At 70.5% G+C, this 14,561-nt stretch carries 13 protein-coding genes; 4 read left to right on the forward strand and 9 right to left on the reverse strand.

Translation table 11 applies throughout. The annotated features are described in order from the left end of the window. Position 1: 1 nt before the first annotated feature. Together G6O69_RS15900 and G6O69_RS15905 are read right to left on the reverse strand one after the other, a co-directional pair. The gene (locus G6O69_RS15900; protein WP_172304347.1) at positions 2-1,447 is read right to left on the reverse strand and encodes a sensor histidine kinase; all 1,446 of its coding nucleotides are present in this window, start codon (positions 1,445-1,447) and stop codon (positions 2-4) included. Beyond that, the gene (locus tag G6O69_RS15905; RefSeq protein WP_172304348.1) at positions 1,444-2,646 is read right to left on the reverse strand and encodes a substrate-binding domain-containing protein; all 1,203 of its coding nucleotides are present in this window, start codon (positions 2,644-2,646) and stop codon (positions 1,444-1,446) included. Before G6O69_RS15905 ends, G6O69_RS15900 begins: the two co-directional genes overlap by 4 nt. Positions 2,647-2,727: 81 nt before the next feature. Here G6O69_RS15905 and G6O69_RS15910 point away from each other — a divergent pair, with 81 nt between their 5' ends. Next, a complete protein-coding gene (locus tag G6O69_RS15910) occupies positions 2,728-2,880 on the forward strand; it encodes a hypothetical protein (RefSeq protein WP_172304349.1) in 153 nt (50 codons plus the stop codon). A gap of 18 nt (positions 2,881-2,898) precedes the next feature. On the opposite strand, the gene acs is transcribed toward G6O69_RS15910, so the two are convergent. Beyond that, positions 2,899-4,875 (reverse strand): acetate--CoA ligase, encoded by a 1,977-nt coding sequence (gene acs / locus G6O69_RS15915; RefSeq protein WP_172304350.1) that lies wholly within the window; start codon positions 4,873-4,875, stop codon positions 2,899-2,901. A 151-nt stretch (positions 4,876-5,026) separates the two neighbouring features. On the opposite strand from acs, the gene G6O69_RS15920 reads away from it, so the two are divergent. Beyond that, a complete protein-coding gene (locus G6O69_RS15920; protein ID WP_172304351.1) occupies positions 5,027-5,659 on the forward strand; it encodes a hypothetical protein in 633 nt (210 codons plus the stop codon). Here the strand turns inward: G6O69_RS15920 and G6O69_RS15925 are convergent. Beyond that, positions 5,641-6,876: a cytochrome P450 gene (locus tag G6O69_RS15925; protein WP_172304352.1), complete on the reverse strand. Its 1,236-nt coding sequence runs from the start codon at positions 6,874-6,876 to the stop codon at positions 5,641-5,643. The genes G6O69_RS15920 and G6O69_RS15925 overlap by 19 nt on opposite strands. 91 nt (positions 6,877-6,967) lie before the next feature. Continuing rightward, a complete protein-coding gene (locus G6O69_RS15930; protein ID WP_172304353.1) occupies positions 6,968-7,528 on the reverse strand; it encodes a hypothetical protein in 561 nt (186 codons plus the stop codon). Between the two features lie 149 nt (positions 7,529-7,677). Here G6O69_RS15930 and G6O69_RS15935 point away from each other — a divergent pair, with 149 nt between their 5' ends. After that, entirely contained in the window at positions 7,678-8,742 is a 1,065-nt protein-coding gene (locus tag G6O69_RS15935; protein ID WP_172304354.1) for a penicillin-insensitive murein endopeptidase, read from the forward strand. Between the two features lie 59 nt (positions 8,743-8,801). On the opposite strand, the gene G6O69_RS15940 is transcribed toward G6O69_RS15935, so the two are convergent. Further along, positions 8,802-9,866 carry an alpha/beta hydrolase gene (locus tag G6O69_RS15940; RefSeq protein WP_176396876.1) on the reverse strand — a complete coding sequence of 355 codons (1,065 nt, stop codon included), beginning with the start codon at positions 9,864-9,866 and terminating at the stop codon, positions 8,802-8,804. Between the two features lie 204 nt (positions 9,867-10,070). Continuing rightward, a complete protein-coding gene (locus G6O69_RS15945) occupies positions 10,071-10,214 on the reverse strand; it encodes a hypothetical protein (protein WP_176396877.1) in 144 nt (47 codons plus the stop codon). A gap of 301 nt (positions 10,215-10,515) precedes the next feature. On the opposite strand from G6O69_RS15945, the gene G6O69_RS39395 reads away from it, so the two are divergent. Further along, complete coding sequence (locus G6O69_RS39395; RefSeq protein WP_217909843.1) at positions 10,516-10,998, forward strand: hypothetical protein; 483 nt, start codon at positions 10,516-10,518, stop codon at positions 10,996-10,998. A gap of 3 nt (positions 10,999-11,001) precedes the next feature. Here the strand turns inward: G6O69_RS39395 and G6O69_RS15955 are convergent, their stop codons facing one another. Further along, positions 11,002-11,829, reverse strand: coding sequence for an STAS domain-containing protein (locus G6O69_RS15955; protein ID WP_172304356.1), 828 nt, complete (start codon positions 11,827-11,829; stop codon positions 11,002-11,004). A gap of 159 nt (positions 11,830-11,988) precedes the next feature. Further along, positions 11,989-14,439: a radical SAM protein gene (locus G6O69_RS15960; protein WP_172304357.1), complete on the reverse strand. Its 2,451-nt coding sequence runs from the start codon at positions 14,437-14,439 to the stop codon at positions 11,989-11,991. Positions 14,440-14,561 lie beyond the last annotated feature (122 nt).

A 14,561-nucleotide genomic window follows, 5' to 3' on the forward strand; every position in this document is an offset into this window, starting at 1 on the left:
GCTACTCGTCCTCGGGCTTGACCGGGAGCTCGACGTGGATCGACGACCCCGCCCCGGGCATCGCCGCGATCTCGATGCGCCCGCCGAGCAGCTCGACGCGCTCGCGCATGCCCTCGAGGCCGCGCCGACCCTTGCGCCGGACTTCTTCCACGTCGAAGCCGCGCCCGTCGTCGTCGATGTCGATCACGATGCGGTCGCTGGGGGTGCCGAGGTCGGCGCGGCGCAGGTGGATCTCGACGCGCTCGGCCTCGGCGTGGCGGGCGACGTTGGTCAGGCTCTCCTGGACGATGCGGTAGGCGGCGGTCTCGACCCCGGTGTCCACGCCGGGCTCGTCGAGCTGCTCGAGGATGTAGTCCACGTCCACGCCGGTGCGCTCGGAGAAGTCGTCGCACTGGCGCTCCACGGCGCCGCGCAGGCCGAGGTCGTCGAGCACGGCCGGGGCGAGGGCGTCGACGACCCGGCGGATCTCCTCGAGGGTGGCGTCGGCGAGGTCCATGGTCCGCGCGGCGAGGTCGCGGGCGGCCTGGTGACCGGCGCCCTCGGTCATGGCCACGAGCAGCTGGAGGTTGATGCGCACGGCGGTCAGCGCCTGGCCGGCGGAGTCGTGGAGCTCGCGGGACAAGGACCTGCGCTCGGCCTCCTGCAGGGCCACGGCGCGGCCCGAGAGCTCGCGCAGGCGCTGCTCCTTGTCGCGGACCTCGTCGAGGGCCTCGGAGAGCTGGGAGGAGCGGACCGCGACCTGATGCTCGAGGGTGACGTTGAGGTGCTCGAGGGCCCGGCGCGAGCGGGCGATGCGGGCCTCGGCCTCGACGATCGCGGTGAGCGGGAGGGCGTACATGACCCCGGCGAGCAGGGCCCCGAGGGCCGCGAAGCCGAGCAGCACGAGCAGGGCCTGGCGCTCGACCTCGCGGGCCGTGAACCCCACCCACACGCGGCCGGCCTCGAGATCCGGCTCGAGGGGGATCGGCGCCGAGGCCCACAGCAGCTCGCGGTCCTCGGCCGAGGGCGGCTCGAGGCCGAGCTCGATCAGCTCGCCCTGATCGTCGGTCAGGTCGATGCGCACGATGCTCTGGTGCCGGGCCTGGAGGTCGATGTGACGCACGAGCTTGCCGGCGTCGTAGCGCCACAGCACCGGGCGCTGGAGCGCCTCTTCGCGGATCAGCTCGGCGACGAGCTCGGCGTTGGCGGTGGCGCGGGTCTGGATCGTCTTCACGCCCATGGCCAGGTAGGCCAGGGGCGCGGAGATCGTCACGACGATGAACAAGAAGAAGGCCAGCGGCCCGAGGCGCGCGGCGAGGTGACGCTCGAGGTCGACCGCCCGGGTGCTGAGGCTCGCGCGGGTCGAGGCGGCCGAGTCGGCGAGGGCCTCGAGCTCGTCGAGGACGTCGGCGCGTGCGAGGGAGTCGCTGCGCGCGGCCGGGCTCGGCGCTGGCTCTGGCGCGCTCAAGGTTCGCGGGCTCCCTTCTCGTTGCTGGGCTCGCTGCTGGGCTCGGGGGTCGGCGCAGGGACGGGGATGGCTTCCTCGCCCGCTTCGATCACGAAGGCATCATCGGTGTCGGTGTCGGTGTCGGTGGTCGCGTCGTCGCCAGACTCGGTCCCGGCGGACTCGCCCTGGTCGCCCTGCTCGGCTTGCTCGGGGGGCGGGCCGACGGCGCGCAGCTGGGCGAAGGTCGAGCGCGGCGGGGGCTCGAGGGGGACGTAGCCGCTCTCGCGGATGATCGCCCGCCCGCGGTCGGAGAACACGAAGCTGATGAACTCGATGGCCAGGGGATCGACCTCCGCCCCGGCGGCCTCGTCGGGGATCACGAAGGCCAGGTCCTTGCGCAGGGGGTAAGCCCCGCTGCTCAAGGCCGCCTCGCTGGGCCGCTGGCCGTCGAGCTCGAGGGTCAGCAGCGGGAGGTCCTGGAGCACCATCAGGCCGCGGTCGAACAGCCCGATCGATCCGAAGGTCGAGACCAGGGCGTCCTGCATGGCGCGCTCGTTGTAGAGCACGCGCCAGTACTGGCCCTCGGCCGCCTCGGCGTCGGCCTCGGCGAAGCCGGGGATCGCCGCGGCCGCGGCCAGGTGGCTCGAGTCTCCGGGCTCGCGCTGGAGCACGACCACCGGCGAGCCATCGTCCCAGTGCGTCCGCCGTCGGGCGTAGATGTCGACGAGGGCCGCGCTCGTCAGGCCGCGGACGGGGACCGAGGAGTTGGCGGCGATGACCACGGCGACCCGGGCGTAGGGGATCTCGCGCAGGCCCAGGGCGCCCTCTTCGGCGGTCAGCGGGCGCGAGCTCAGGCCGATCTCGATCACGCGATCGTCCATGGCCTCGACGCCGCCGCTGCTGCCGATGCCCTCGTGCACGCGCACGCGCAGCCACGGGCGCGTGCGCACGAAGGCCTCGGCGAGCGCCCGGGTCAGGGGCAGGTTGCTGCCCGAGCCGGCCAGACGCAGGAGGTTGGCAGGCTTGGGGGCGGGCCGAGCTTCGGGGTCGAGCTCGGGGAAGGCGTCGAGGTAGGTGATCGAATTCAGGTAGGGCGGCGTCGGCCCGTGCTCGACCCAGCGGACCAGCAGCCACCCGCCGATCAGCAGCAAGACCGCGCCCGACACGGCCAGGGACCAGCCGAGGACCTTGGCCGCCTGCGAGGCGATCGGCTCGGCCACGGCCGGAGGATGAGCGCTCGCGTCGGGCTCATCCCTCTGTCGACGCTGGGCCGTGCCGCGCATCGGGGCTAGGAGCCCGTGGTGGAACCCAGCGCGGCTCCTGGCGCCGGGATTTTTGTCGAGGGCGCGAAGCCAAAACGCCGCTGTACCGAGCGTACTGCAAGTTTTGGCGACAAAGCCTTCGGCGAAAAGACCAAGCCAGGTGTCGTGTTGGGTTTCACCACGGGCTCCTAGAGTGACACCTGTCTCGCGCTAGCGCGAGGTGAAGGGCTTGGCGCCCTCGACGATGACCTCGACGACCGAGGGGTCCGCGAGGGTCGAGACGTCACCCAGGCGCTCGGGCTCACCCTCGGCGATCTTGCGCAGGATCCGACGCATGCACTTGCCCGAGCGGGTCTTGGGCAGGCCGGGGACGAACTGCAGGCGATCGATGCGCGCGTGGGCGCCGATCGCCTCGCGGACGGCGGCGTGGGCGTGCTTGCCGATCGCGTCGAGGTCGTCGCCGGCGTCGGGCTGGAGCACGGCGTAGGCGTGGACGCCCTGACCCTTGACCGGGTGCGGGTAGCCGACCACGGCCGCCTCGGCGATCTCGTCGATGGCGATCAGCGCGGACTCGAACTCGGCCGTGCCCATGCGGTGGCCGGAGATGTTGAGCACGTCGTCGACGCGGCCGGTGATCCAGTAGTAGCCGTCGCTGTCACGCCGGGCGCCGTCGCCGGTGAAGTACATGCTCTTGAAGGTGTCGAAGTAGGTCGCGACGTAGCGCCCGTGGTCGCCCCAAACGGTCCGGGCCATGCCCGGCCAGGGGTAGACGATGCACAGCCGACCCTCGGCGGGGCCGATCTGCGGCGCTCCCTCGGCGTCGACCATCATCGGCATGATGCCGGGCACCGGCAAGGTCGCGGACCCGGGCTTGGCCGGGGTCGCCGGGGCGATCGGCGTGATGCAGTGGCCGCCGGTCTCGGTCTGCCACCAGGTATCGACGACGGCGCAGCGGCCCTGGCCGACGACCTCGTGATACCAGCGCCAGGCCGCGGGATCGATCGGCTCACCCACGGTGCCGAGCACGCGCAGCGAGGACAGGTCGTGCTTGCGCACCGGCCCCTCGCCGTGGGCCGCGAGCACGCGGATGGCCGTGGGCGCCGTATAGAACACGCTGATCTTGTGGCGCTCGACCATGTCCCAGTAGCGGTCGACCTCCGGGTAGGTGGGGATCGACTCGAACATCAGGCTGGTCGCGCCGTTGCACAGCGGGCCATAGACGATGTAGCTGTGCCCGGTGATCCACCCGACGTCGGCCACGCAGGCGTAGACGTCGTCCTCGCGCAGGTCGAAGGTCACGGCGTGGGTGTAGGCGGTCCAGGTCAGGTAGCCGCCGCAGGTGTGGACCAGGCCCTTGGGTCGACCGGTCGAGCCCGAGGTGTAGAGGATGAAGAGCGGGTCTTCGGCGGCGCAGCAGACCGCCTCGCAGCTCGGCGAGGCCTTGTCGACGGCCTCGTGCCACCACAGATCCCGGCCGGCCTTCATCTCGACCTCGACGCTGGGATCGCGCTGGAACACGAGCACCTTGCGGACGCCGTGCTCACCCTCGAGGGCGGCGTTGGTGGTCTGCTTGAGCGGGATGTTCTTGCTCCCGCGCTTGCCCACGTCCTGGGTGATGATCAGCGAGGCCCCGCAGTCGCGCACGCGGTCGCGCAGCGCCTCTGCCGAGAACCCCCCGAAGACCACCGAGTGAACGGCGCCGAGGCGGGCGCAGGCGAGCATCGCGATCGCGGCCTCGGGGACCATGCCCATGTAGATGATCGCGCGCTCGCCCTTCTCGAGGCCGAGTTCGCGCAGGGCGTTGGCGCAGCGGCACACGGCCTCGTGGAGCTCGCGATAGCTCAGACTGCGGGTGTCACCGGGCTCGTCGCCCTCCCACAAGATCGCGGTCTTGTCTGCGCGCGTCTCGAGGTGTCGGTCGAGACACGACTCGGTCACGTTGAGCTCGCCGTCGCCAAACCATGCGATGGGGCTGTCACGCACGCTCGAGAAGTTGCCCTCGAGTCCGTAGCTGGGCTGCTTGCGCCACTGGACGCGTTGCTTGGCCTGGGCGAGCCAGTAGCCGTCGGGGTCGGCCTCTGCGCGGGCCCAGTGCTCGCGGTAGGCCGCCATGGTTTGAATCGGCGAGCGGCTCCCCTCGCGGACCCACTCGTCGACGTCGATGATGTCTGGGCGTTCCTCGTTCATGGCTTCGTCGATGGTCGGTGATCCCGCGGTGAACCGTCAAAGGCGCACATTGTTTTTGTTCGAGTACGCGTGCTGCGCGGCACATGCTCCGAGTTTTCATCGTTGGCCTGGCATCTGCGATGCCCTAACCTGGTGCTACGGATCGATCACAGTGATCATCAAAGGAACCTTCTATGCTGGGCGTCGGCGCTACGTTTGTGCGCACCAAGGGCAGCCCACTTGGGATCGCTTCGAGGCCGAGCTGCAAGAGCGCTTGCCTCGTTTTCGTGGCCTGATCACACCCACGAGCCGCGTCGACATCGACGACTACATCGCCTTTCAGGAGCTGACCATCGAGCTGCTCTATGGCGGCGACCAGCAGGCGTACTGGAAGCTGGGCTACGAGTCCGGGCGCTGGGCGCTGACAGAAGGCCCCTACGCGCATCTCCTGGCGGGGGCCCAGCGCGGGCTGACGACGCTCCAGGAGCTGATGGTCCGGCTGTGGTCGGTCTACACCGACCAAGGTCGCTACCGCGCGACGCGAAGCCCCGAGGGTTTCGAGATCGAGGTCGATCAGCTCGACCGCTGGCACGCCTGCATCGAGCTCACCATCATGGGCTATGGCCACGGGCTCATCGAGCTGATCACCGGCGCCGAGGCCACGCCGCAGCGGATCTACGGCGCGGCCGAGGGCCGGCTCGGCTGCATGTACCGCTTCGAACTCGACGAGGCGAACGACGCGATCAACGCGGCAGGGGCGGCAGGGTCCGGCCCTGCGGCCCGCGGTCAGCAGGCCAGGCCGTAGCGCGCGAGCCCGCGGATCGTCAGGTTGTCGAGCCAGACCTGGTCCGAGTCGAGGGCACGCAGGGTCGGGAAGCGGCCCACGAGCTTGCGCAGGGCGATCTGACCCTCGAGGCGACCCAGCGCCGCGCCCACGCAAAAATGGCGGCCATGGCCGAAGCTCAGCTGGCGGTTGTTGGCGCGGCCGAGGTCGAGGCGGTCGGGGTCCTCGAACTGGGCGGCGTCGCGGTTGGCCGCGGCCATCATCAGGTAGACGCGCTCGCCCGCGGGGATCTCGACGCCGCGCAAGTCGATCGCCTCCTTGGTCACGCGACCCATGCGGAGGATCGGCGAGTCGTAGCGCAGCAGCTCCTCGACGGCGGCGGCCATGGCCTGCTCGCCCTCGGCGTCCTCGGGCAGGGCGCGGACGCTGGCCAGGGCCTCGGGGTGGTCGAGCAGGATCTTGGTCCCGTTGCCGATCAAGTTGGTGGTGGTCTCGTGGCCGCCGAAGAGCACCATGGTGCAGGTCGCGAGCAGCTCGGCCTCGTCGAGGCGGTCGTCTTGCTCGTGGGCGGCGAGCAGCGAGCTGATCAGATCTTCGCCGGGGTTGGCCCGGCGCATTGCAAACTGCTCGCGGAAGTAGACCTCGAGCTCGACGATCGCGCCGAGGGCCGCGGCGACGATCTCCTGGCGCATGGCCGTGGCCCCCAAGAAGGCCGAGAGCGCCGTCGACCACTTCTTGAGGCGACTGGCGTCCTCGGGCGGGAGCCCGAGCATCTCGCCGATCACCAGCACGGGCACGGGGAAGGCGTAGTCGTCGATCAGATCGAAGCTGCCCTTGGCCGCGATCTCGTCGAGCAGCTCGTCGCAGATCGCCTCGACGCGCGGGCGCAGGTGAGTGATCAGCCGCGGGGTGAAGGCCTTGTTGATCAGCCCGCGCAGGCGCGTGTGATCCGGGGGATCCTTCATCAGCGCCCAGCGGGCGAAGTTGCCGATCAGCGGGGCGAGCTTGGTCTGGATCGCGGGGGGCAGGCTCGCCGCGTAGCCGCCGGCGCGGTCGGCCGAGAGCCGGTCGTCACGAAAGCAGGTGACGACGTCTTCGTAGCGAGTGATCAGCCAGCAGTTCCACGGCTCGAAGCGATAGACCGGGGCGTGCTCGCGCAGGCGGGCGAGCGCGGGGTAGGGGTCCGTGCGGTAGCTGGGATCGAGGAGGCCGTGGGGGTCTGCGTTTGGCTCGCGCATGGGGCGGGCCGATTTTAGCAGCAGGGGGCGCCCGCTTCGTAGCGCGTTGGCGAGCGTTGGCGCGCGGTCGTGGGGAGAGACTCACAGACTCTCAGCGCCCGTAGAGCGCCCGCAGCTTCGGCAGGACCACGGCCAGGGGATCGTCGAGGTGGCCGCGCATGCGGTTGCCGACGGCGGGGAAGAGCAGCGCCTGCCCGCCGTGCTCGACGAAGGCCGCACAGTTGGCGGGGTGATCGTCGACCAGCACCGCGCCCGGCCGCGCGACCGCGTGCTTGGGCGGGCCGATCAGGTAGTCCGAGAACCCACGTCCGCCGAACTGGGCCTGCATCCACGCGAGCTTGCCCTGGGCGCTGGAGGGGTGGCTGCTGGGCTTGGTCAGCAGCACCGTGGGCGCGATGGCACGGCAGGCCTCGATGAGCTCGTGGGCCCAGGGCAGCGGCTCGAGCGTGGACCAGTAGCTGGCCCCGGCGGCGTCGATCTGCCGCCAGGCCTCGTCGCGGGGGATCGGGAAGCCCGGGACGTCGAACATGTTCCAGATCTCCGGGGCCTCGGCGAACCACCGCGCCTTGAAGGCCTGGCCGTCCACGCCCAGCAGGCGCAGCGCGGCGCCGCTCCAGTCGGCGAGGACCTCATCGACGTCGAGGAAGATCATGCTGGGGGCTCGCTAGCACATCCGCGAAAGATTTGCCCCGCCCCCCGGGAGGGAGGGTGCTCGGCGCGCGGGTCCGCCCGTGGCGCGTGCGTGTGGCGCGAGTTCGCCGGTTTTTTGCTCGCCGTACCGAGTTGGCGGAGGGTGCTGGCATGCACGGGTCTTTGCGCACGCTGCTCGCCGCCTCGGGGCTCATCGCCCTCGCTGCGCTCGCGCTCGTCCCCACGAGCGCCGCCGCGAAGACCCCGCGGGCCTACGTGGTCCAGCCCGGTGACACCCTGTGGGAGCTCGCCCGCGACAACGGCTGCAGCGTCGAGGGCCTGCGCGAGGCCAACGCCATGGGCCCAGAGGATCCGCTGGTCGTCGGGCGCGAGCTCGACCTCAGCCGCTGCTCCCGGGCCAAGGCCGCGCGCGCCGCCAAGTCCAAGTCGAAGGCCGCGCCCCGCCGCTACACCGTGGTCGCCGGCGACAACCTCTCGACGATCGCGCGCAAGCACAAAACCACTGTCGAGGCCCTGCGCGAGCTCAACGACATCGAGGGCAGCATGATCCGCGTGGGCCAGGTGCTGACCCTGCCCGGCGCCGCCAACCCCCGCCGCGAGATCCGCCTGCTGACCGGTCAAAGCCGCGGGCGCCCCGGTCACGGCTGGCTCCACGCCGCGAGCGCGCTGCCCCGCAGCCCGCACTACTACCGCCGCCGGACCGAGCGGATCTACGCCGCGGCCCACGTGATCGACTACACGATCAACGCCGTGCTCGCGGTCAAGGACGCCTTCCCCAAGGTTCACTCGCTGGCCATCGGCGACCTCTCGGATCGCGACGGCGGGCCGCTCTCGGGCCACGCCTCGCACCAGTCGGGCCGCGACATCGACATCGGCCTGTTCTACACGCGCAAGCCCGTGGACTACCCCAAGGAGTTCGTCGCGGCGAGCGAGGACAGCCTCGACGCCGACGCGACCTGGGCCCTGGTCGAGGCCCTCGTGCGCACCGCCGACGAGCCCGGCGGGGTCGAGAAGATCTTCTTGGACTACGAGGTGCAGGGCTGGCTCTACGCCGCCGCGCGCCGCGACGGCTGGTCCAAGCGCGCCCTCGTCGACGTGTTCCAGTATCCCGACGGGCGCTTCGCCAAGCACGGGATGGTTCGCCACGAGCCCAAGCACGACGATCACCTGCACGTGCGCTTCGCGTGCGCGCCGGATGATCAGAGCTGTTCTTGAGCGCTCGGGGCCCGGTCGGGGGCTGGCCGAGCGCTGACGCGACCTTTGCTCGGCTCAGCTCAGCAGGGCACGCGCTCGCGGAAGAAGGCGCCGAGGGTCTCGATGGCTCGCAGCGCCTCGGGCAGCAGCGGGGCGAAGGCGGGCCAGGAGTGGATCATCTCGTCCCAGACCTCGACGTCGACCTCGGCGCCGGCGGCCTTGGCCTTCTCGCCGAAGGCCACGCTCTCGTCGCGCAGGGCCTCGGCGCCGCCGACGAGGATCTTGGTGGACGGCAGCCCCACGGGGTCGCCGTGGCCGGGCGAGGCCAGCGGGTCGCGGGGGTCGTGGCCAGCGAGGTAGGCCTGAGCCATCATCTGCACCGGCGCGGTCTGGCACAGGGGATCGTCGTTGCGCAGCAGTGAGGCCGAGTCGGAGACGAGGTCGAGCCAGGGCGAGTAGACGCCGACGGCCGCGGGCAGCGACAGCCCGCTCTCCTGGTCGCGGATGCGCAGGCAGGCGGCCACGCACAGACCGCCGCCCGCGGACGCCCCGGACAGGCCGAGCTTGCTCGCGTCGACGCCCTGGTCGAGGAGCGCGCGATAGACCTTCATGGCGTCGTCGAGGGCGGCGGGGAAGGGGTTCTCGGGCGCCAGGCGGTAGCTGGACGAGAACATCCGCGCGCGCGAGGCGATCGCGATGCGGCAGGCCTGCGCGCGCGAGGACGCCGGCGAGCCGGCCATGTAGCCGCCGCCGTGGAAGTAGAGCAAGGTCCGGTCGCCGTCGACCTCGTCGGGGGTGATCCACTCGCCCGGCATGCCGACCTCGGCGGCCTCGACCTTCACCCCTTCGGGCATGATCGCGGCGGCACCCATGGCTTCGAAGGCGGCGCGAACGCCCTCGAGGCTCTGGTCGGCGCCGGCGAGCTGGGCGGTGACGATCTGGCGGATCTGCTGAATGTCGAGCTGCATGATGACTGTGTCCCCGCGGGCGTCCTGCCCGAGTGGGACACAGCTTATCCGAGTTGGTGGTGAGAACCCAGGCGCGAGGATGGGTTGCTGAAGCAGCTCGCTGGCCGCGTCGCGCGGGCGCTGCTCGATCCGCTTCAAAAAAGCGACGAGCTGGCCGTCGATGAGCCCGCCGATCATCAGCGTCGTGACAACGGTCTAGAGCGGCGATCAGTTTGGAGGCGCACCTGAGGGTGTTTCACCACGGGCTCCTCGCTGTCGTCATGCCACGCACAGGACTGGGGAAGGTTGTCACAGACCGCCTCGTCGCTGCTCGTCACGTCGACGCGGAACCACAGCGTGAGACGACCTCTCGTCGTCGCCGAGACTGTCCCAATTGGGGGATCAGCGGTCGTAGGCGCGGCGACCTCCGCTCAAGGGCTTGGACTTTCGGCGGCGAAGGTCGAAGCTATAACCGCGCTCCCGCAAGAGCACGAACGCGCCCATCACGAGGGGAAAAACGACGACTGCGACTGCGATGACATCCATGCGTGTCGGTGCTGCGATGTGCGCACCAACCCATGCGGGCCCACATTCTCGAGTGATCTCGAAGACTTGTTGGAGGCGCTCGCAGGCGAGCAGGGCCTGGGCCTGGCAACTGGTGTCGGCCACTGGCTGTGACCGAAACCTCCCTCGCCAGGTCGAATCATTGGAGGCAAGACGGCCGGTCGCGCTGGCGTGCGCGCTCTCGGGACGCAGCCGTCGCGAGACGCAGCGCTTGCGCTCGGCGAGAGCGGGCGGCGAAAAACGAGCAGCTGACTTCGCCGCGGGCGCGGTCCATCGTCATGCCATGTCCGCGCCTCGCCGCTCGCTCGCCGGCCTCGCCGCCCTCACGCTGCTGCTCGCGATCCTCGGCGCTTGCGCGGCCGGAGACCCGCGCTACAGCGTCGACGCGCCGGCGGGCTTCTGGGCGGGGCTGTGGCACGGGATCATCTCGCTGATCGCGTTGATCCTCAGCTCGTTCACCGAGGTTCGCTTCTACGAGGCCGACAACAGCGGCTGGTGGTACGACGCGGGCTTCCTCCTCGGGATCCTGTTCATCTCCGGTGGCGGCGGCGGGAAGCTTGGTCACCGCCGCGCGCAGGCGCGCCGGCGCGAGGAGGAGCGCAAGCGCGACGAGGAGTGGGAGGCGATCGGTCGCAAGGTCCAGGCCAAGCTCGACGCCAAGCTCCGCGAGTGGGCCGAGACCGACGCTGACGCCGACTGGGAGACCCTCGGGCCCAAGGTCGAGGCCAAGCTCGCGCGAGAGCTCCGCAAGTGGGCCGACGAATAGAGCTCAGCGCTCGCGCTGGCCCATGACGACCCCGAGCGCGTCCCGAAGGTTGCGCAGACACTTGTTCGCCAGCTGCCCGTGGTCGAGCTTGGCCATGGTCAGCGCGTTGGCGGGGGAGATGCCCGAGAAGTAGGTCCTGGCCCCGAGCAGCGCGGCGGCCTGCGACAGGTGCACGAGATCGTCGGCGACGCCCTCGTCGATCGACTCGAGGCCGGTGACGTCGATGATCACCTGCCGCGCCTGCTTGTCGGCGATCGCCGCGAGCAGCTTCTCGCGCACGACCTCGTTGCGCTCGTCGTCGAAGCGGCCGACGAGGGGCAAGGTCAGCACGCCGGTCCACAGCTCGAGGATCGGGGCGGTGAGCTGCTGGATCTCGCGCTTTTGGCTCTCGATCAGCCCGAGCTTCTCGTCGAGGATCTTGGTCTCCTCGAGGATGCGCTGGGCCTCGGCCTGGGCGCGGCGCTCCTTGGTCACGTTTGTGAACTCGACGAGGGCGCGCTGGCCGGGGAGGGGCGACACGCGGATCGAGAACACGCCGTCGGGCACGATCTCGTCTTGGTAGGGGACGTCGCCGAGCTCCATGATCTCGCCGCTTTCGATCACCTTGGTGAACACCCCGGGCAGCGGGGTCTCGAGCGCGCCGGGGAAGCCCTCGTTGATGCGCCTGCCGATCACGGCGTCACGCTCGACGCTGAGGAACTTGGCCGCAGCCGGGTTGCAGGCGCGCAGCACCAAGCTCGCGCGCTCGCCCGGCTCACCCAGCTGCCAGATGCACACGCCGATGCTCAGCGCGTCGATGAAGGTCTCGAGCTCGAGCGGGGCTGCGTCCATGCCATTCATTTTAGGCACTCGCTGGCGCGCGCGGGGAGCTCATCCAAGAGAGCGCCGCGCGACGCCTCGCCGAGGCCCGCGAACCGGCGCCAGCGCCCCTGGGGTGGTGGTCGCCAAGACCCGAGCACGAGGGCGGGTCGCGTGTTTCGCCACGGGCGACTAGACGGTCTCGATGCCCTCGTCGCGCAGGCGGTTTTTGACGCGCTCGGAAAAGCCCGCGGGCACCGACTCGTGGCGGCGCGGATCGTCGATCGGGCGCACGAGGTCCTCGGCGGCGATCAGCCACGGCGGCTCGGGGACCTTGTCGAGCTCGTAGAAGCCGCCGCAAAAGCAGGCGTGGGGGCAGGATTCGCACACCGGCTTGCGAACCCGACGCTCGGCCAGGTAGTCGGCGAGGTTCACGGTCTCGTTGTTGACGAAGACCATGTGACGCTCGAGCTTGGCGAGGTCGCCCTGCATGAGGTGCTGGTGCTTCGGCATGAAGCAAAAGGGTAAATTGATGACCTGGAATTTGATCCGGTCGCGCCAGGCGTCCATGACGGCGACCGCGTGGTCTGCCGCCGCCTGGGTGTCGGGGGCGACCCAGCTGGTCGCGCGGCCGAAGGGGGTCAGGAACTGGATGTTCATCCAGCGCAGACCGAGGTCCCAGCACAGCTGCACGAGCTTGTCGATCTTGTCGTGGTTGCCCTTCGTGACCGTGATGTTCATGCCCAGCTCGACGCCGCGCGGGGCGTACTTCAGGCAGTTGCGGATGCCCTCGGTGGTCTGCTGGAAGGCCTCGGCGACGCCGACTTGCTGGGCGTGGGTGCGCGCGTCGTGGCCGTGGACGGAGAACAGCAAGGTGGTCAGGCCCGAGTTGACGAGGGCGGCGGCGTACTTGTCGTAGACGCAGCGCCGGCCGTTGGTGGTCACGTTGACGCGCTGGTAGCCCATGGCGCGGGCGGCCTTGATCAGCGGGACCAGCTCGGGGTTGAGGGTGGGCTCGCCCCCGTCGAAGTCGACCATGTTCAGGCCCTGGGCGCGGTACTTGGCCAGCATCTCGCGCTGGCGAGTGGGGTGCCCGTCGAGCTGGGTGCGTGTGCCCACGGCGCAGAAGGTGCAGCGGTTGTTGCACACGTAGGTCACGTTCATGATCAGCTTCTTGGCGCCCTGGGAGGCGGCCAGGCGCTGCTGGAAGGTCCACATGAACTTCTCGAGGGTCTCGCGCTCGACCGCCGTGGTCGGGTTGCTGGCGGCGGTCTGAAAGTAGGGGCCCCAGTCGTCGACGACCGGGAGCTTGGCGCCGGCGGCCTCGACCCGCTCGGCGAGCTCGGTGCCCGGCAGCGGGGTTGCGAATTGCACGGCCGGCCAGGCGCGGTGCTCGTCCCACAGCTCGAGGGCGAAGGCCAAGGTGCCGTTGATCTCCTCGGCGCTCTCGCCCGGCAGGCCGATCATGTAGTGGATCATCAGCGGGACCTCGGCCGCGTGGGCGTGGCTGGCCGCGTCGCGGATCGCCTGGAGGTCGAGGCGCTTTTTGACGACCTCGCTGACCACGCGCTGGACCCCGGACTCGGCGCTGACGCTGAGCATGGCCACGCGCCCGTGCATCTGCTCGAGGTGCCGGGGCAGCAGGTAGTCGGCGCGCATGCCGTTGGGGCAGTCGAACTTCAAGTCGAGGGCCACGACCTCGTCCAAGAAGGTGTCGAAGTGGCGCTCGTTGACGTTGATCAGCTCGTCGAGGACCTCGAGGCGGGTGGCCGCGATCTCGGGGCTGGCGAGGTGGCGCAGGTAGTCGCGCAGGCGCTCGGGCGAGTAGCGACGCTGGCGCTTGGGTTGATCGCGGGGGGTCTCGGGGTTGCTCGAGCAGTGGATGCAGGTGAAGGGGCAGCCGCGGCTGCTGACCATGGGCAGGGTGCGGCCGTCGATCGGGAAGGTCCACACGGGGCGCCCGAGGTCGGCGACGACCGAGGCGTGGAAGCTGTCGTAGGCGTCGAGGTCGACGCTGGCCCAGGCCGGGAAGGGCAGGGCGTCGAGGCTCGGCGAGGCGCCGCGGTGGACCCCGGCCGGGCGCTCGCCGTGCTCGAGCCAGGCGCGCAGCAGCTCGGGCGCGTCGACCTCGGCCTCGTACTTGATCAGCGCGTCGGCCTCGGGGTAGCTGGCGAGCACGGCCTCGCCGGGGACCTCGACGTAGTGCTGACCGGACTGGTAGCAGTCGGCGAGGATGATCGGCGGGCGCCGGGCTGGGTCTCGAGCTGGGTCTTGGTTCAGGCGCTCGGCCAGGCCGTCGAGCAGCGCAGCCAGGAGGTCGTCGCGCGTGGGCGGGCGGTGAAAGACGGTGTAGGCGACGACCACGGCGTCGTAGCCCCGCTGGTCCGCGCCGATGTTGGCGTCGACCCGCTCGAGCAGCGCCTCGACCTCGACGCCGAGGTGGGCGCGGCCGTCCTCGCGCCAGCGCAGCCGCGCGCCCGGGAGGGCGAAGGCGTCGAGGAGATCGACGCGCGCCTCGGGCAGGGCGGCGGTCAGCACGGCGGCGAGCTGTAGGGCGCCGAGATCCGCGAAGTAGGGGTAGTCGATGAAGTCCCGGGCCACGGAGATCGGCGGGTGGATCACCAAAATTCGCGGCTCGGGCATCGCCGGACAACTTAGCACGGCTGCGAGCGGCCCAAGCAGGCGCTGCGCGGGCCAAGAGCGGGTTCGGCACCGAGATCGGCCTCGCCGAGGGTGTGCCGGCGTCTGCGCGTCAGGACCCTCAC

It is taken from the genome of Pseudenhygromyxa sp. WMMC2535 (assembly GCF_011083025.2).